Source organism: Rhodococcus sp. NPDC003318 (genome assembly GCF_042879035.1).
In the GTDB taxonomy this organism is placed as follows: domain Bacteria; phylum Actinomycetota; class Actinomycetes; order Mycobacteriales; family Mycobacteriaceae; genus Rhodococcus_G.
Map to the genome: position 1 here is coordinate 892090 of NZ_JBIAOU010000001.1, position 17323 is coordinate 909412.

Annotated in this window: 14 protein-coding genes; 4 read left to right on the top strand and 10 right to left on the bottom strand. The window is 70.1% G+C overall.

The features are described 5' to 3' along the window. Positions 1–2: 2 nt before the first annotated feature. The gene (locus ACFYVR_RS03975; protein ID WP_387470346.1) at positions 3–581 is read right to left on the bottom strand and encodes a YceD family protein; all 579 of its coding nucleotides are present in this window, start codon (positions 579–581) and stop codon (positions 3–5) included. A 368-nt stretch (positions 582–949) separates the two neighbouring features. Between ACFYVR_RS03975 and ppk2 the strand changes: the two genes are divergently transcribed. Together ppk2 and ACFYVR_RS03985 are read left to right on the top strand one after the other, a co-directional pair. Continuing rightward, positions 950–1717, top strand: coding sequence for a polyphosphate kinase 2 (gene ppk2 / locus ACFYVR_RS03980; protein ID WP_387470348.1), 768 nt, complete (start codon positions 950–952; stop codon positions 1715–1717). A 56-nt stretch (positions 1718–1773) separates the two neighbouring features. Then, entirely contained in the window at positions 1774–4560 is a 2787-nt protein-coding gene (locus ACFYVR_RS03985; protein ID WP_387469813.1) for a cation-translocating P-type ATPase, read from the top strand. A gap of 59 nt (positions 4561–4619) precedes the next feature. On the opposite strand, the gene ACFYVR_RS03990 is transcribed toward ACFYVR_RS03985, so the two are convergent. From ACFYVR_RS03990 to ACFYVR_RS04020, 7 genes are all read right to left on the bottom strand, one after another. Further along, on the bottom strand, positions 4620–5384 hold the full coding sequence (locus tag ACFYVR_RS03990) for a DivIVA domain-containing protein (RefSeq protein ID WP_387469815.1): 765 nt from the start codon (positions 5382–5384) through the stop codon (positions 4620–4622). Positions 5385–5497: 113 nt separating this feature from the next. Then, the gene (coaD, locus tag ACFYVR_RS03995; RefSeq protein WP_387469817.1) at positions 5498–5995 is read right to left on the bottom strand and encodes a pantetheine-phosphate adenylyltransferase; all 498 of its coding nucleotides are present in this window, start codon (positions 5993–5995) and stop codon (positions 5498–5500) included. Further along, positions 5992–6555, bottom strand: a complete 564-nt coding sequence (rsmD, locus tag ACFYVR_RS04000; protein ID WP_387469819.1) for a 16S rRNA (guanine(966)-N(2))-methyltransferase RsmD — start codon at positions 6553–6555, stop codon at positions 5992–5994. The genes coaD and rsmD overlap by 4 nt, the downstream gene beginning before the upstream one ends. A 54-nt stretch (positions 6556–6609) precedes the next feature. Further along, positions 6610–10023 carry a pyruvate carboxylase gene (locus ACFYVR_RS04005; protein ID WP_387469821.1) on the bottom strand — a complete coding sequence of 1138 codons (3414 nt, stop codon included), beginning with the start codon at positions 10021–10023 and terminating at the stop codon, positions 6610–6612. Positions 10024–10168: 145 nt separating this feature from the next. Next, on the bottom strand, positions 10169–10696 hold the full coding sequence (locus ACFYVR_RS04010) for a hypothetical protein (protein WP_387469823.1): 528 nt from the start codon (positions 10694–10696) through the stop codon (positions 10169–10171). Between the two features lie 55 nt (positions 10697–10751). Continuing rightward, positions 10752–13079 (bottom strand): ATP-dependent DNA helicase RecG, encoded by a 2328-nt coding sequence (gene recG / locus ACFYVR_RS04015; RefSeq protein WP_387469825.1) that lies wholly within the window; start codon positions 13077–13079, stop codon positions 10752–10754. A gap of 16 nt (positions 13080–13095) precedes the next feature. Then, complete coding sequence (locus ACFYVR_RS04020; protein ID WP_387469827.1) at positions 13096–14730, bottom strand: DAK2 domain-containing protein; 1635 nt, start codon at positions 14728–14730, stop codon at positions 13096–13098. 280 nt (positions 14731–15010) lie between these two features. On the opposite strand from ACFYVR_RS04020, the gene rpmB reads away from it, so the two are divergent. Both rpmB and ACFYVR_RS04030 read left to right on the top strand, forming a co-directional pair. Further along, positions 15011–15202, top strand: coding sequence for a 50S ribosomal protein L28 (gene rpmB / locus ACFYVR_RS04025; protein WP_007536895.1), 192 nt, complete (start codon positions 15011–15013; stop codon positions 15200–15202). An 81-nt stretch (positions 15203–15283) separates the two neighbouring features. After that, on the top strand, positions 15284–16081 hold the full coding sequence (locus ACFYVR_RS04030; RefSeq protein WP_387469830.1) for an enoyl-CoA hydratase-related protein: 798 nt from the start codon (positions 15284–15286) through the stop codon (positions 16079–16081). A 25-nt stretch (positions 16082–16106) separates the two neighbouring features. Here the strand turns inward: ACFYVR_RS04030 and ACFYVR_RS04035 are convergent, their stop codons facing one another. Together ACFYVR_RS04035 and ACFYVR_RS04040 are read right to left on the bottom strand one after the other, a co-directional pair. After that, on the bottom strand, positions 16107–16802 hold the full coding sequence (locus ACFYVR_RS04035) for a uracil-DNA glycosylase (protein ID WP_387469832.1): 696 nt from the start codon (positions 16800–16802) through the stop codon (positions 16107–16109). Continuing rightward, entirely contained in the window at positions 16802–17323 is a 522-nt protein-coding gene (locus tag ACFYVR_RS04040; protein WP_387469834.1) for a gamma carbonic anhydrase family protein, read from the bottom strand. Before ACFYVR_RS04040 ends, ACFYVR_RS04035 begins: the two co-directional genes overlap by 1 nt.

Sequence of the window (17323 nt, forward strand, 5' to 3'; positions counted from 1 at the left end):
TTCTACTTCTCCTCGGCTTCGGTGTTCACACGACTCGTGCTGGACTCTGCATCGGCATCGACACCGTCGGTGTCAACCAACTTCCCCGCGAGGGCAGCCCAGCGAGGATCCAGTATCTCATGCCCATGCCCGGATTCTGCAATCGCCAGGCGAACCCCGCATTCGGGGCACAGTCCCTGGCAGTCTTCGCTGCACAACGGCTGCAGCGGAAGTTCGAGCCCGGCGGCATCGACGACGACCGGTTCCAGGTCGATCAACTCGTCGACGATCCGGTAGACCTCGTCCTCGTCCGTGGTCTCCTCGGTGAGGCTGTTCGGGTAGGCGAACAACTCCGTCAGGTAGAGGTCGAGTTCGCCGCCGAACGGTTCGAGGCAGCGCGAGCACTCCCCCGTCGTGGCGGCGCGGACGGTTCCGGTGACCAGCACACCCTCGGACACGGACTCGAGGCGCAGGTCGAGGTTCACGTCGGCGCCCTCGGGTACCGCGATCAGGTCCAGCCCGATCCGCGTCGGCGTCGACACCGTCCGAGTGACCGTCGTCATCGACCCCGGACGGCGGCCGAGCTTGCGGGTGTCCAGCACGAAGCCACCGTCGTGCGGACGGGGCGCTGTGGAGCTGTGGGAGGACACGCGAACACTCTTTCGTCGACATGGACCGTGGTCTGTAACGGGCAACCACACCAGGGTACGCGATACCCGGCCACGGTGCGAAACCGGGACCGAAACGGGCCCGCGCACAGCGAAACGGCCCACCCGCGCGGCGCGCGGACGATGCCGGGATCCCCTGCACCACGGGGAAACCGGCGGCATGATGTGCCCATCGCTTCATCCGGTCCGCGCGGCGAGTACGCGCACGAGGGTGTCGAAGGGGTCATGTGAGCAAGCATCACGGCGGCAGGAAACACGACGGGGACCACGACGGCCCCGACGAGACCGGGTCGCTCCCGCGCATGAAGTTCAAGCACTACCGCCGCCTGCTCGAACCGCTGCACGGCGAACTCGTCGCCATGCAGGAATGGGTCAGGTCGTCCGGCGCCAAGGTCTGCATCGTCTTCGAAGGCCGCGACACCGCAGGCAAGGGCGGGGTCATCAAAGCCATCACCGAGCGCGTCAGCCCGCGCGTGTTCCGCGTCGTCGCGCTGCCCGCGCCGACCGAACGCGAGAAGTCGCAGATGTACATCCAGCGGTACATCCCGCACCTGCCCGCGGCGGGCGAGGTGGTCGTCTTCGACCGCAGTTGGTACAACCGCGCCGGCGTCGAGCGCGTGCTGGGCTTCTGCACGGAGGAGCAGTCGCTGCAGTTCCTCGAGAACGTCCCCGCGGTCGAGCGGACGATCGTCGAATCGGGCGTCATCCTCCTCAAGTACTGGCTCGAGGTGAGCGAGGAGGAGCAGACGCTGCGACTGCAGAGCCGGATCGACGATCCCCGCAAGGTCTGGAAGCTCTCCGACCTCGACCTCGAGTCATACAGCCGCTGGTACGACTACTCGCGGGCGCGCGACGACATGTTCCGGCTCACCGACACCGGGTGGGCGCCGTGGTTCCTGGTGAACAACGACGACAAGAAGCGCGGACGCCTCAACGTCATCACCCACCTCCTGGACCAGGTGCCCTACGAACCGCTGGAGCCCCGCGACATCGAGCTGCCGAAACGGCAGTCCCCGCACGGCTACGAGCCGACGCGGCAGCCGCTGCACTGGATTCCCACTCCGTACTGAGCACGCCGAGCGGCATCCGCCCGTCGCCCGTCGCCCGTCCAAGGAGCACACACCTCATGTCCACCACCGAGCACCCTTCCCCGGTCCCCGCACCGGCCGACCCGGCGGGGTCGACACCCTGGCACGCGCAGGAACCCGACCGGGTCGTCGCCCACCTCGAGTCCGATTCCGTGACGGGACTGACCGCCTCCGAGGCGGCGGACCGCACGCGCCGGTTCGGCGTGAACGAGATCGCCGCCGAACCGGCCCCGTCGATCTGGGCGACCGCGGGTCGCCAGGTCCGGGACCTGATGAACCTGATGCTGATCGCCGTCGCCGTCGTCAGCATCGTGATCGACGAGATCCCCACGGCGATCGTCGTCGTCGTCCTGGTCGCGCTCAACGTGGTGCTGGGCACCCAGCAGGAACTGAAGGCTCGCGCCAGCGTCGACGCGCTCGCGAAGATGCAGACCCCGCAGGCCCGGGTGATCCGCGACGGAACGCTGACGCAGCTGCCCGCGACCGGCCTCGTCCCCGGCGACATCGTCGAACTCGAGGCCGGCGACATCGTTCCCGCGGACGGCAGGCTGCTGCGGTCGGCCACCCTCGAAACCCAGGAAGCGGCGTTGACCGGCGAGAGCGCGCCGGTCGGCAAGGACGCGTCGACACTGTCCGCCGTCGACGTCCCGCTCGGCGACCGCACCGACATGGCGTTCCAGAACACCTCGGTCACGCGCGGCACGGCCACCATGGTGGTCACCGAGACCGGGATGAACACCGAGATGGGACGCATCGCGTCGATGCTCTCGGCTGTCGCGCCGAGCAAGTCCCCGCTGCAGCGCGAACTCGACTCGCTGACCAAGGTGCTCGGCATCATCGCCTGGGCGGCGGTCGCGATCATCGTGGTCATCGGCCTGTTCCGCGGACAGGACACCACGACGCTGCTGTTGCTCGGCATCTCGATGGGTGTCTCCGCGATTCCCACCGGTCTGCCCACCTTCGTCCAGGCGATGCTCGCGTTCGGAGCCCGCCAGCTCGCCGACGCCAAGGCGGTGGTGAAGAACCTCACCGACGTCGAGACCCTGGGCGCGACGAGCGCGATCAACTCCGACAAGACCGGCACCCTGACGATGAATCAGATGACGGTGCGGTCGCTCTACTTCCACACCCGCTGGTACACCGTCGGCGGTGAGGGATACAGCAAGACCGGGACGATCACCCACACCGCAGGCGACGCGGTCCCCGACTTCACGATGCTCGCCTACGGGCTGTGCCTGGACAGTGACGCGACCGTGTCCGACTCCGGTGAGGTGGTGGGCGACCCCACCGAGGCCGCGCTGGTGGTGCTCGCCGCCAAGATCGGTGTCGACGCGCCATTGACCCGGCGGCAGTATCCGCGGGTCGCCGAGGTTCCGTTCGACTCCGCCTACAAGTTCATGGCGACCTTCCATCACCTGGACATCGACGGCGAGGCGCGCTTCGTGGAGGTGGTCAAGGGCGGACCGGACGTGGTCCTCGACCGGTGCACGCACGCCTTCCTGCCGGGTCGGGAGTCGGTTCCGATCGACCAGGTGCGCGAGGAGTTGACCGCGGCGAACCGCACGATGTCCGAGAAGGGTCTGCGGGTGCTGGCGTTCGCCGCCCGCGACGTCGCCGGCCAGGAGGACGCGGTGGTGGGCGACCCGATGTCGTTCGTCGAGAACCTGACCTTCATCGGGATGGTCGGCATCATCGACCCGCTGCGACCCGAGGCCGTCGACGCGGTGCGGACCGCGCACGAGGCGGGCATCGAGGTCCGGATGATCACCGGCGATCACGCGATCACCGCCTCGGCGATCGGTGCCGAGCTCGGACTCGGCCCGGGTGCCATCGGCGGAGCCGAACTGCAGACCCTGACCGACGACGAGCTGGCGGCCCGGTTGCCGAACCTGCACGTGTTCGGTCGCGTCACACCGCAGGACAAGCTGCGCCTCGCCGACATCATGCAACGCGGCGGTGCCGTGGTCGCGATGACCGGTGATGCCGTCAACGACGCCGCCGCGCTGAAGAAGGCCGACATCGGCGTCGCGATGGGCTCCGGCAGCGAGGTCACCAAGCAGGCGGGCAAGATGGTGCTCACCGACGACAACTTCGGGACACTGATCACCGCGATCCGTCTGGGCCGCAGCATCTACGACAAGATCGTCTCGTACATCCGCTACCAGATGGCGAAGCTGTTCTCGCTGGTGCTGCTGTTCCTCGCGGCGAGCCTGTTCGACATCAACGAGGGCGTCGCACTCACCCCGATGATGGTGCTGTTCCAGCACTTCTTCATCACCCTGTTCCCGGTCGCGGTGATCATGGCCGACCCGCCGCCGCCGAACCTGATGAACAAGCCGCCCCGCGACCCCCGGGTCCCGATCGCGAACCGACCCGCGTTCACGCAGTGGCTCGCCTACGGGATACTCCAGTTCGTCGTCACCCTCGCGGCGATGCTCCTCGCGCCCGGCGAGCTGAGCACGACCGAGGGGAACGTGCCGATGACGATGGCGTTCGTGGTGATGTCGCTCGGTTCCGTCCTGGCCGGTCTGGTGATGCGCCGGGACCCGGAGTCCGGTGTCACGGCACCCGTGCTGAACGCCCTGAAGATCCTGTCCGTGCCCGTCGTCGTCACGGTGCTCGCGGTGGAACTCGGCTTCCTCCAGGACCTGCTGATGACGACGTCGCTGACCGGACCCCAGTGGCTCGCCGGCATCGGGTGGGCGCTGATCATCCCCGTCGTCGTGGAGGCGGAGAAGGCCGTCCGCCGGCGTCGGCGCGCCGTCGCCGAGGCGCCGGTGTCCGCGGCGGAGACGGTGACGCCGGCGCGGGCCCGCGCCAGCTGACCCGACACGAAGAAGGGTGCACCCCTCGGCGGCGCCGAGATGTGCACCCTTTTTCGGTGTCAGCGACGGCGGTCGGAGCGCCGCTCGTCGGTGTCGTCGTAGGTCGGCACTCCGGTGCCGGTGCGTAGCTGCTGCCGTCCACGCCCGACGGAGCGGATGGTTCCGGTGAGGAACTCCTCGAACTCGGCGAGTTTGTTGTCCACGTAGAGGTCACAGTCGCTACGCAGCCGGTCGGATTCGGCGTGTGCGGCGTCGATGACCCGAGCCGACTCGGTGTGGGCCGCCTGCACGACCTCGGTCTCCGAGACGAGGCGTTCCTGCTCGGCCCGGCCGTCCGCGACGGACCGTTCCTGCGACGCTCGCCCGGATTCGATCATGCGTTCCGCCTCGGCAGCGGCCCGGCCGGTCACGTCCTGGTACTCGCGGCGACCGTCCGCGATGGTGCGATCGGCCTCGTCCTGCGCGTCGACGACGAGCTGCTCGGCGTGGGCCTGGGCCTCCGCGACCATCCGATCGGCCTTGTCCTTGGCGTCGGCCAGGATCCGGTCGGCGTCCGCGCGGGCGTTCGACAGCGTCTCCTCGGCCTCCGCGTCGGCGCTCGACACCGTCTGCTCGGCATGGGTCCGGGCATCGCCCACCAGTTTGTCGCGATGATCGAGGACGTCCTGCGCGTCGTCGAGTTCGCCCGGGATCGCGTCCCGGACGTCGTCGAGCAGTTCCAGGACGTCACCGCGTGGGACGACACAGCCGGCGGTCATCGGGACACCCCGGGCCTCTTCCACGATCGCGACCAGCTCGTCGAGCGCCTCGAATACCCGGTACACGCCACACCCCAATCGTCGACAGCGGCCATCAACGCCTTCAATCTTGCCGCAGCCCGCGACCGCGGTGCGGCACCACACCCGGGCGCGCCCCGGACGTGTCGCGGATCATCAGGTCACGAACGCGTCGCAGCCTTGCGTTCGGCGATGCGATCGAGCAGGCGGGCGTGCACCTTGGCGGGCAGCATGTCCGCGACGTCGCCGCCGTACGTCGCGACCTCCTTGACGAGCGAGCTCGACAGGTAGCTGTACCGCGGATTGGTGGCGACGAACAGGGTGTCGACGCCGGTGAGCTTGTGGTTCATCTGCGCCATCTGCAGCTCGTAGTCGAAGTCGTTGGCGCCGCGCAGGCCCTTGACGATCGCCGTCGCACCGTTGTTCGTCGCGTAGTCGACGAGCAGGCCCTGCCACGAGTCGACGCTGACGTTCGGCAGATCCGCCGTCGCCTCGCGCAGCATCTCGAGCCGCTCGTCGATCGTGAACATGCCCTGCTTGTTGGGATTGATCACGACGGTCACGACGACCTCGTCGAATTGCACCGCCACGCGGGCGATCACGTCGAGGTGACCGTTGGTGACGGGGTCGAAGGAACCGGGGCAGACCGCCTTGCTCATGACTGCAGACGGTAACAGGCGATCTCGACGCGGGTGTCACCGTACTTGCGGGCGCGTTCGACTTCGAACCCGTCGGGCCACACCGTCTCCGGCGAACGGGACCCTCGCTCGACCACCACCAGCGATCCCTCCCCGATCCAGGCCTTCGCCGCCAGATCGGCGAGCACCGACCCGAGTTCGCCTGCGCCCAGCGCATACGGCGGGTCGAGCAGCACGATGTCGTACTCGCCGTCGGGTGTGCCCGCGACGACGGCGGCCGCCGGCGCGGTCGTGACGACCGCGCCGGGCAGGCCCACCTCGGCGATGTTCTCCCGCACCACCGCAGCGGCACGGGCGTTCGACTCGACCAGCTGCACGTAGCCGGCACCGCGCGAGAGTGCTTCCAGCCCAAGCGCACCCGACCCGGCGTACAGGTCGAGTACCCGTGCGCCGTCGAGGTCCATGCGGGCGGCGAGGGCACTGAACAGCGCCTCCCGCACCCGTTCGGAGGTCGGCCGGGTGCCCTGCGTGGGCACCCGTAGCCGGCGCCCGCCTGCGGCGCCGGCCACGATGCGGGTCACTGCGTGACCCCCGCCACGAACGGGGTCACTGCGGTGCCCTGGCCGCGAGCGGTGTCACTGCGGGCCGTCCTCCTCCGCGGCGACGACCGAGATCACCGTGAGCAGGTCGCCGCCCTCGACCTGCTGGACGGGGGCGATGGCGAGTCGCGAGACGGTGCCGCTGCGGGTGGCGGTGATCGCGGCCTCCATCTTCATCGCCTCGATGGTGGCGACGGTGTCCCCGGCGGTGACCTTCTGGCCCTCGGCGACGACGAGGGTCACGACACCGGCGAACGGAGCGGCGACGTGGCCCGGGTTGGAGCGGTCGGCCTTCTCCGCGGCCGGGATCTCGCTGGCGATCGAGCGGTCCCGCACCGACACCGGCCGCAGCTGGCCGTTGAGGATGCACATCACGGTGCGCATGCCCCGCTCGTCGGGGTCGGAGATCGCCTCGAGTCCGATGAGCAGCTCGACGCCCTTCGCGAGTTGGACGCGGTGCTCCTCGCCCTGTCGCAGGCCGTAGAAGAACTGGTTCGCCGACAGCCGGGACGTGTCGCCGTACTTCTCCTTGTGCTCGGCGAACTCCCTCGTCGGCGCCGGGAACAGCAGCCGGTTGAGGGTGGCGCGCCGCTCGTCCGCGTCGCCCGCCAGTCCGGCCTCGTCGGCCGCGCTCAGCGGGGTCTCGGGCTTGGCCGGTCCGCGTCCCTCGAGGGCCTTGCTGCGCAACGGTTCCGGCCATCCGCCCGCGGGGGTGCCGAGTTCGCCGCGCAGGAACCCGACCACCGAATCGGGGATGTCGAATCCGGCCGGGTTCGCGGCGAACTCGTCCGCCGACACCCCGGAACCGACGAGGTGCAGCGCGAGGTCGCCGACGACCTTCGACGACGGGGTGACCTTGACGAGGCGGCCGAGCATCCGGTCCGCAGCCGCGTACTTCGCCTCGACCTCCTCGAACTGGTCGCCGAGTCCGAGGGCGATCGCCTGCTGGCGCAGGTTCGACAGCTGACCGCCGGGGATCTCGTGGGTGTAGACGCGTCCGGTGGGTGCGGGCAGCCCGGACTCGAACGGCGCGTACACCTTGCGCAGCGCCTCCCAGTACGGCTCGAGGTCGCACACGGCCTGCAGGTCGATGCCGGTGTCGCGGTCGCTGTGCGCGGCCGCGGCGACGATCGCCGACAGTGCGGGCTGGCTGGTGGTGCCCGCCAGCGCGGCACTGGCGCCGTCGACGGCGTCGGCACCGGCGTGCCACGCCGCCAGGTAGGTCGCCAGCTGGCCGCCGGGGGTGTCGTGGGTGTGCACGTGCACCGGCAGGTCGAAGTTCTTGCGGAGCGCGGTCACCAGCGTGGTCGCCGCCGGAGCGCGCAGCAGACCGGCCATGTCCTTGATCGCCAGCACGTGCGCGCCGGCGTCGACGATCTGCTCGGCCAGCTTCAGGTAGTAGTCCAGGGTGTAGAGCGACTCGTTCGGGTTCGACAGGTCACCGGTGTAGGACAGCGCGACCTCGGCGACGGCGGTCCCGGTCTCGCGGACCGCGTCGATCGCCGGCCGCATCTGGTCGACGTTGTTGAGGGCGTCGAAGATCCGGAAGATGTCGACACCGGTGGAGGTGGCCTCGGCCACGAACGCCCGCGTCACCGTCTCCGGGTACGGGGTGTAGCCGACGGTGTTGCGGCCACGCAGCAGCATCTGCAGGCAGATGTTCGGCATCGCCTCCCGCAGCGCGGCGAGCCGCTCCCACGGGTCCTCGTGCAGGAATCGCAACGCCACGTCGTAGGTGGCGCCGCCCCACGCCTCCACCGACAGCAGCTCCGGCGTCATCCGAGCGACATGGCCGGCAACGGTGAGCAGGTCGCGGGTGCGCAGCCGGGTCGCGAGCAGGGACTGGTGCGCGTCCCGGAAGGTGGTGTCGGTGACCGCGAGTGCCTTCTGCTCCCGCAGCGACCGGGCGAAGCCCTCGGGGCCGAGTTCGACGAGGCGCTGCTTCGACCCGGCGGGCGGCGCCGCCTTGAGGTCGATGTCGGGCAGCTTGTCGTGGGGGTAGACCGAGGTGGGTCGCTCACCGTGCGGCTTGTTGACCGTCACGTCCGCGAGGTACCGCAGGATGCGGGTGCCGCGGTCGGCGGAGGCGCGGGAGGTGAGCAGCTCGGGCCGCTGCTCGATGAACGAGGTGGTGACGTTGCCGGCCTGGAAGTCCGGGTCGTCGAGAACGGCCTGCAGGAACGGGATGTTCGTCGCGACACCGCGGATGCGGAACTCGGTGACCGCTCGCCGGGCCCGCGCCGCTGCCGCGCGCAGATCCGTGCCACGGCAGGTGAGCTTGACCAGCATCGAGTCGAAGTAGGCACCGACCTCGGCGCCGACCATGGTGCCGCCGTCGAGGCGGACACCGGCGCCACCCGGGGTCCGGTAGCCGGTGATGCGGCCCGTGTCCGGGCGGAACCCGTTGGCCGGGTCCTCGGTCGTGATCCGCAACTGCAGTGCCGCGCCCCGCAGCCTGACCGACTCCTGCGACAGGCCGAGGTCTTCGAGGGTCTCGCCCGACGCGATCCGCAGCTGCGACTGCACGAGATCGACATCGGTGACCTCCTCGGTCACCGTGTGCTCGACCTGGATCCGCGGGTTCATCTCGATGAAGACGTGGTTGCCGCGGGTGTCGAGGAGGAACTCGACGGTGCCCGCGCACGAGTACCCGATCTGCTTGGCGAACGCCACGGCGTCCGCGCAGATCTTCTGCCGCAGCTCCTCGGGCAGGTTCGGTGCGGGCGCGAGCTCGATCACCTTCTGGTGCCGCCGCTGCAGCGAGCAGTCCCGCTCGAACAGGTGGATCACGTTGCCCTGCTGATCGGCGAGGATCTGCACCTCGATGTGCCGCGGATCGACCACCGCCTGCTCGAGGAACACCGTCGCATCACCGAACGCGGACTCCGCCTCCCGCGCCGCCGCCTCGATCGCCTCACGCAGCTGGGCGCGCTCGGCGACCCGCCGCATACCGCGGCCACCACCACCGGCGACGGCCTTGACGAAGACCGGGAACTCCATGTTCTCCGACGCGGCCAGCAGCTCCTCGACATCCGAGGACGGCTCGGACGACGCCAGCACCGGCAGCCCCGCCGCCTTCGCCGCCGCGATCGCCCGCGCCTTGTTGCCCGTCAGCTCCAGCACCTCGGCGGACGGGCCGACGAAGGTGATGCCCTCGGCCGCACACGCCGCAGCGAGGTCGGGGTTCTCGGACAGGAATCCGTAACCCGGGTAGATCGCGTCGGCACCGGCCTTCTTCGCCGCCGCCACGATCTCGTTCACCGACAGGTACGCCCGGACCGGGTGCCCTTCCTCACCGATCTGGTAACTCTCGTCGGCCTTCAGCCGGTGGACCGAGTTGCGGTCCTCGTACGGAAAGACGGCGACCGTGCCCGCACCCAACTCGTACGAGGCACGGAACGCCCGGATCGCAATTTCGCCGCGGTTGGCAACCAAGACTTTTGAGAACATCGCTGAAAACTACCCTCGCGTTCAGGACGTGGACGGCACGCCGTCCCAGCATTCGGGAAATCCACGGTACATTCGGACACCTGTAACGATGCAGTACGCTACCGGCCCCGCATCTCACAGCGGAACCGGTGTCCCGCGTGAACCGTCACCGGTCGGCGCCGGGCGCTCTCCGGGCCTGCATGACGTTCGCCCGACTCCAGGTCATCGACGCCCACTGGATCGCGAGCAGCGCCATCGCCGCCCACGCGATCAGCAACCCGATGCCCGTTCCGGAGGGTCGCGACTCGACCGGCAGCGACTGCTGTGACCAGCGCGCCAACAGCCCGAACACGAACCCCATCGCCGTCCCGATCATGGCCAGCCAGGACAGTGCCCAGCGGCGGGTCACCGCCGCGACCGTGGACACGCCGATCCCGAACACCACGACGAAACCGAGGAACAGTCGTAGCGGCACGGTGGCGGTGGCACCGCCCGCACCACCGAGCACAGCGATACCGGTGTGCGACCCGGCGTGGGGCAGGAACAGCGCGACGACCAGGACCGCGATCAGCGTGAGGACGACCGGCCGCCGGCGGCCGAACGAGAACTCCCGGGTGACCCGCCGCTCGATCGCCGACAGGTCGTCCTCGTAGGCGGACAGGTCTCCGGACTGCGCGGACACGTCGTCGGGCATCTCACTTCCTCGGTTCGTCGGGGCGGCGAGCAGGGGTGGGGCCGCCTGGGACACGCTACGACTTGTCGAGGTAGTCCAGGCGCTCGGTGTCGAGTCCCGCGGACACCATCGAGGCGAGTCCCGGATGCTCGGACAGATCGGGGTCCTGCGTGACGATCCGCTGGGCGAGCTCGCGCGCCGTCTCGATGACCTCCTCGTGATCGAGCAGCGACAGCAGACGCAACCGGGTCGTCGTGCCGGACTGGGCGACACCGAGGACGTCGCCCTCGCGGCGCTGCGCGAGGTCGAGTTGGGCCAGTTCGAAGCCGTCGTTGGTCGCGGCCACCGCGCTCAACCGTCGGAAGGCCGGCGATTCGGGCCGGGAACCGGTGATCAGGATGCACAGCCCCTGGTGGGCACCGCGGCCGACGCGACCACGCAGCTGATGCAGCTGACTCACCCCGAAGCGGTCGGCGTCGACGATCACCATCACCGTCGCGTTGGGGACGTCGACACCGACCTCGACGACGGTGGTGCAGACCAGGACGTCGATGTCACCCGCGTTGAAGTCGCGCATCACCGCGTCCTTCTCGTCGGACGGCAGCCGGCCGTGCAGCAACCCGACCCGGACGGACGCGAGCGGGCCGCGGCGCAGCTCGTCGAACACCGCGAGCGCGGCCGCGGTCTGCGGGGCGTCACCTCCCTTCGGCGGTTTCGCGCTCCTGGCCTTCGCGCGGGGCGCCGGCGTCGCGGGAGCCTGCCCCGAGAAGAAGTCGTCGAGGTCGAGGTCGGGCCCCTCGGCGTCCTCGTCGCCCTCACCGATGCGCGAACACACGACGTACGCCTGCCTGCCCGCGCCGACCTCCTCGACGATCCGGGCCCACGCCCGGTCCACCCAGGCCGGTTTGTCCGGCGCGGACACCACGTTGCTCACGATCGGCGACCGGCCCCGCGGCAGCTCACGCAGCGTGGACGTCTCGAGATCGCCGAGCACCGTCATCGCGATGGTGCGCGGGATCGGGGTCGCGGTCATCACCAGCACGTGCGGGCTCCGGCCCTCCCGGCCCCGGCCGCGCAACGCGTCCCGCTGCTCGACACCGAAACGGTGCTGCTCGTCGACGACGACCATGCCCAGGTCGAAGAATCCGACGCCCTCCTGGATGAGCGCGTGGGTGCCGATCACGATGCCCGCGTCGCCGACCTGCGCCTCGTTGAGTGCGGCTCGCTTCGCGGCGACCGACAGCGAGCCGGTCACCAGGGCGACCCGGGTGGCGTGTTCGGCGGCGCCGAGCTCGCCGGCGCGGGCCAGGTCGCCGAGCATCTGCCGGATCGAGCGCGCGTGCTGTGCGGCCAGCACCTCGGTGGGCGCGAGCAGTGCGCACTGGCGCCCGGCGTCGATCACCTGGAGCATCGCGCGCAACGCGACGATCGTCTTGCCCGAGCCCACCTCGCCCTGCAGCAGCCGGTTCATCGGATGCGGTCGGGACAGGTCCGTCGCGATCTCCTCGGCGACAGCGAGCTGACCGTCGGTCAGGGCGAAGGGCAGCTGGGCGTCGAACGTCGTCGCCAGCCCGTCCGGTCGCGGCGGGCACGCGGGCGCGAGCCGCTCGTCGACGGTGTGCCTGCGCTGCGCCAGCACCAGTTGGAGGGCGACGGCCTCGTCGAACCGCAGCCGCTCACGCGCCCGGTCGACATCCCCCTTCGTCTCCGGCCGATGCACCAGCCGCAGCGCCTCGTCGAGGGTGATCAGGCCCAGTTCGTTCCGCGTCGCCTCGGGTAGCGGATCGGGCACGACGTCGAGTTGGTCGAGCACCTGCCGCACGCACTTGGCGATCGTCCACGTCTCGACGTCCCGCGTCGACGGGTACATCGGGATCAGTTCCCGGTCGAAGATCTCCATGTCCACCGCGGCGTCGGCGCCCTGCGCGCTGCGGGCCATGCCCGCCAGCTCCCCCGAACCGCGGACCCGACCGCCCACGACCGGGTCACCGCCACCGGACGGGAGCAGCAGGTAGCTCGGGTGCGTCAGCTGCAGCTGTTCACGGAAGTACTTCGCGGTGCCCGAGAACATCGCCCGCACACCGGGTTTGATCACATGGGCCACCTTCTGCGGATTGAAGAAGGTGGCCTCGACCCGCTGGCTGTCCGAGGAGAGCACGGTGCGCAGCATCTTGCCGGTGCGGTTCTTGAAGGGGACGACGTCCGCCTTGACGACCGTCGCCACCATCGTGATGTGGGCGCCCTCCGGAGGCTTGCTCTCTCCGAGTTCGGCGCCCTGGGTGGCGTACCGGTGCGGATAGTGGCGCAGCAGGCCCTCGACCGTCGTGATGTCGAAGTCGGTGGCCAGGGGCTCGGCGACCTTGGCGCCGAGAAGGTGGTCGAGGCGGTCGCTCAGTGTTGCCATCGATGCATCTCTCGTTTCACTCGACGCCGACCTGCAGCAGGTCACCGTCCTGTCCGCCGGGATAGACGAGCACCTCGACACCCGGATGGTTGCGTGCGACGTGGTCGGTCAGCGCGTTCGCGAGACCGCCCGGCGCGGCCGCACCGAGCAGCAGCGTCACCAGTTCGCCACCGACGCCGAGGACCTGGTCGAGGAGCCGGCGACCCGCCTCCTCGGCGTCGGCCGCGATGACCACCACCTCGTGGCCGATCAGCCCGAGCCCGTCGCCGGCCTCGCAGGTGCCCATCAGCGTCAGCGACCGCTGCGCCGCCACCCGCACGGACCCCCAGCGGGTGGACGCGGCGGCCTCCGACATCGCGAACCCGTCGTCGACGGCGGCCAGGCTGTCGTCGTGGACGGCGAGCGCCGCCAGCCCCTGCACCATCGACGACGTCGGGAGCAGCAGCACGGACCGGTGGTCGTCGCGGGCGGCGACACCGACCGTGACCAGTTCCTGGGCGGGCAGGACCCCGTTCGGGAGCACCAGCACCTCCGTACCGCCCAGCTCCCGGATCGCCGCCAGCAGTCGTTCCGGTGTCACCGGTTCGTCGGCGCGCAGCACCTCGGCGCCCTCCGCGGCGAACAGTTCGGCGGCGCCGTCTCCGGTGACCACCGCGAGAATGCACCGGCGGCCCGGCACCGGCACCGAGGTGCCGGGACGTGCGGGCGTCGCGTCCAGCGCGAAGCAGGAGATCCGGATCCGGTGCACGGCCCCGGCGGAGAGACCGGCCTCGACGGCGGCCCCGGCGTCGGCGCAGTGGACGTGCACCGACCAGCTGTCGGCGCCGTCGCCGACGATGATCACCGAGTCGCCGAGCACGCCGAGACGGTGGCGCAGCTCCCCGACACGGTGCTCGTCGGAGTCGGACAGCAGGTACATCACCTCGTAGTCCCGGCTGCTCGAGACGTCCGCGCACCGGGCCGGCAGCGGCGCCGGCGGCGGTACCTCCGTCGGCCCCGCGACGAGCGAGAGGTCCGAGCGGTCGGGGGTGACGCCCGTGACCACACCGACCAGGGAGTCCAGGATCACGACGAGACCGAGTCCGCCCGCGTCGACCACCCCGGCGCGGCTGAGCTCCGCCAACTGCGCCGGCGTGTGCGCGAGAGCCTCGACCGCCCCGTCCGAGGCGGCGGAGACGACCCCGGCGAGGTCCGTTCCGTCCGGGCACGCGTCGGCGGCCGCCGCGGCGTGCCTCAGAACGGTGACGATGGTGCCCTCCACCGGGATGCTGATCGCGTCGGTGGCCAGGACCGCCGCCTCGTTCAACGCACTGCACACGGTGCGGGCGTCGAGCCGACCCGACCGGGCGACCTCGGCGATGCCCCGCAGGACCTGCGACAGGATCACACCGGAGTTTCCCCGCGCGCCCGACACGGCGCCGCGGGCCAGCGCGGTCGCGACCTCGCCGGCGGAGGCGCCGTCGTCGACCGCGTAGGCACCCTCGGCGGCAGCGCGCATGGTGTGGAGGAGGTTCGTGCCGGTGTCGGAGTCGGGCACGGGGAACACGTTGAGCTTGTTGATGTCGTCGCAGCGGCTCGCCAGTCCGTCGACGCAGACCCTCGCCCAGCGGCGTAGCGCCGCCCCGTCCACCTCTTGCAGGGCCTCGAGCACCTCGGTTCCGGCCTCCGTCCCTCGGTCGACGAATCTGGGTTCACGCGTGGAATCCGGATGATCACGCGCGACGGGTTTCGCCGATCCGCAGGTACGATCGGCTCGCTGAAACACTAGCGGGAGGGCACGACAGCCCGCTCACCTCGACGGCCTCGAGGTGCCGGTTTGGTCAAACGCATCCGTTCCGGCTAATCTTGCAGGGTTGCCTCGCAAGGGTCGCTCCGGTGTCCCATGCCTGCAACTGAATTTCATCCGTCATCACATCAAGGAGTTCGCGACTATGGCTGCCGTCTGCGACGTCTGCGCCAAGGGACCCGGCTTCGGTAAGTCGGTCTCGCACTCGCACCGGCGTACCAACCGTCGCTGGAACCCGAACATTCAGACTGTCCGGGCCCAGGTTGGATCCGGTACCCGTCAGAAGCTCAACGTGTGCACCTCCTGCCTCAAGGCGGGCAAGGTCGTCCGCGCCTGATCTTCACCAGCATCGACGATGCCCCCGGCACCTCACGGCGCCGGGGGCATCGTCGTTTTCCGGCACCGATATGGTGCATCGGTGACTTCACTCGACGGCCTCGCCCACGTCCGCCTCGACGGCGGCGTCCTCCGTATCGCCATTGCCACCGCCGACAACGGCACCGCACTCGACTTCACCTGTGTCGGCCAGGGCATCACCGCGCTTCGTGCGCTCGCCGCAGGCGAGATCAGCGCGGGCGCCGTGCTTCTGGTCGGTGACGGCGCCAACTTCTGCGCCGGCGGCAACGTCCGCGACTTCGCGGGTGCGGACGACCGACCGGCGTACCTCCTCGGCGTCGCGCACGAGCTGCACGACTTCGTTCGTCTGCTCACCGCCGCCACCGTCCCCGTCGTCGCCGCGGTGCAGGGCTGGGCCGCCGGTGCCGGGATGAGCCTGGTGTGCGCGGTCGACATCGCGATCGGCGGCACCTCGACCAAGCTCCGGCCCGCTTATCCCGGAATCGGGTTGACGCCGGACGGCGGCATGTCCTGGAACCTGTCGCGCATCGTCGGCACCCGCAAGGCACGCGAGATCGTCCTGACCGACGCGATCGTCGACGCCGAGGAGGCCGTCCGCCTCGGCGTGCTCAGCCGTCTCGTGGCCGACGACGAGGTCAAGGCCGAGGCGCTGCGGGTCGCGCAGGGTCTCGCCGCCGGACCGACCAGCTCCTACGCCGGGATCAAGGCGCTGTTCGCCCGCTCGGAGGAGTCGACCCTGTCGGATCAGCTCGACGCGGAAGCCGAGGCGATCTCCGCCGCCGCGGGCAGCCCGGCCGGGCGCGAGGGAGTCGACGCGTTCGTCGCGAAGCGCAAGCCGGACTTCGCCACTCACCGCTGAGTGCGGTCCCCCACTGCCGGGCGGATCAGACCAGACGCCAGTCGACCGGCTTCTCGCCGCGTTCCTCGAGAAGCCGGTTGACGCGGCTGAACGGCCGGGAACCGAAGAAGCCGCGCGACGCCGACAGCGGTGACGGGTGTGCGGACTCGACGTACGGAGTGTCACCGAGCATCGGCTTCAGCGTCGCCGCGTCGCGGCCCCACAGGATCGCGACGAGCGGACGCGGGGTACCGCTCGGGTCGGTCCTCGCGACGAGCGCGTGGATGGCCTGCTCGGTGACCTGCTCCCAGCCCTTGCGCCGGTGGGACGCCGCCTGACCGGGCTGCACGGTGAGAACCCGGTTGAGCAGCAGCACACCCTGCTGGGCCCACGGCGTGAGGTCACCGTTCGAGGGAGTCGGCAGACCGAGGTCGGTGCCCAGTTCGGTGAAGATGTTCGTCAGGCTCCGCGGCACCGGGCGGACGTCGGGGGCGACGGAGAAGCTCAGCCCCACCGCGTGTCCGGGTGTCGGGTAGGGGTCCTGCCCGACGATCAGCACGCGGACGTCGTCGAAAGGCTGGGTGAACGCCCGCAGCACGTTGTCCCCGGCGGGCAGGTACCCGCGGCCGGCCGCGACCTCGCCGCGCAGGAACTCCCCCATCTCGGCGATCCGTCCGGCGACCGGGTCGAGGGCCTGTGCCCAGCCGGGGTCGAGCAGTTCGCTGAGCGGCCGGGGCCCCATCAGTCGACCTTCCGGAGGGCCTTGCGGTAGTACGCGGCGTTCGCGGCGTACATCTTGGTGTTGCCGTCCATGTGGCCGACGGGGACCTCGTGGCCCTCACGGAGTCTGGCGGGCACACCCAGCGCCATCCGACGGGGCGGCACCGTGAAGCCGAAGGGAATCACGGCCCCGGCGCCGACGATCGCGCCTGCGCCGACGGTCGAACGGTTGAGGACCACGGATCCCGATGCGATCAGGCATTCGTCGCCGATGGTCGCGCCCTCGATGTGGGCACTGTGCCCGACGACGCACCGCGCTCCGATGACGGTCGAGTCGGTCGCGGTGCAGTGGATGACGGAGCCGTCCTGGATGTTGGTCAGCTCACCGACGGTGATGGTTCCGTAGTCTGCGCGCAGTACCGCCTGCGGCCACACCGAGGCACCCGCGGCGAGTGTGACCGCGCCGATCACCACCGCGTCCGGGTGAACGTATGCGTCGGGATGGATGTCGGGTACACGGTCTCCGAGGGCATAGATCGACAT

Excerpts from the sequence above, each read along its gene's own strand:
- ppk2 (WP_387470348.1), top strand. The coding sequence starts at position 950 with ATGAAGTTCAAGCACTACCGCCGCCTGCTCGAACCGCTGCACGGCGAA.
- ACFYVR_RS03985 (WP_387469813.1), top strand. The coding sequence starts at position 1,774 with ATGTCCACCACCGAGCACCCTTCCCCGGTCCCCGCACCGGCCGACCCG.
- coaD (WP_387469817.1), bottom strand. The coding sequence starts at position 5,995 with ATGAGCAAGGCGGTCTGCCCCGGTTCCTTCGACCCCGTCACCAACGGT.
- ACFYVR_RS04005 (WP_387469821.1), bottom strand. The coding sequence starts at position 10,023 with ATGTTCTCAAAAGTCTTGGTTGCCAACCGCGGCGAAATTGCGATCCGG.
- ACFYVR_RS04010 (WP_387469823.1), bottom strand. The coding sequence starts at position 10,696 with ATGCCCGACGACGTGTCCGCGCAGTCCGGAGACCTGTCCGCCTACGAG.
- recG (WP_387469825.1), bottom strand. The coding sequence starts at position 13,079 with ATGGCAACACTGAGCGACCGCCTCGACCACCTTCTCGGCGCCAAGGTC.
- rpmB (WP_007536895.1), top strand. The coding sequence starts at position 15,011 with ATGGCTGCCGTCTGCGACGTCTGCGCCAAGGGACCCGGCTTCGGTAAG.
- ACFYVR_RS04035 (WP_387469832.1), bottom strand. The coding sequence starts at position 16,802 with ATGGGGCCCCGGCCGCTCAGCGAACTGCTCGACCCCGGCTGGGCACAG.
- ACFYVR_RS04040 (WP_387469834.1), bottom strand. The coding sequence starts at position 17,323 with ATGTCGATCTATGCCCTCGGAGACCGTGTACCCGACATCCATCCCGAC.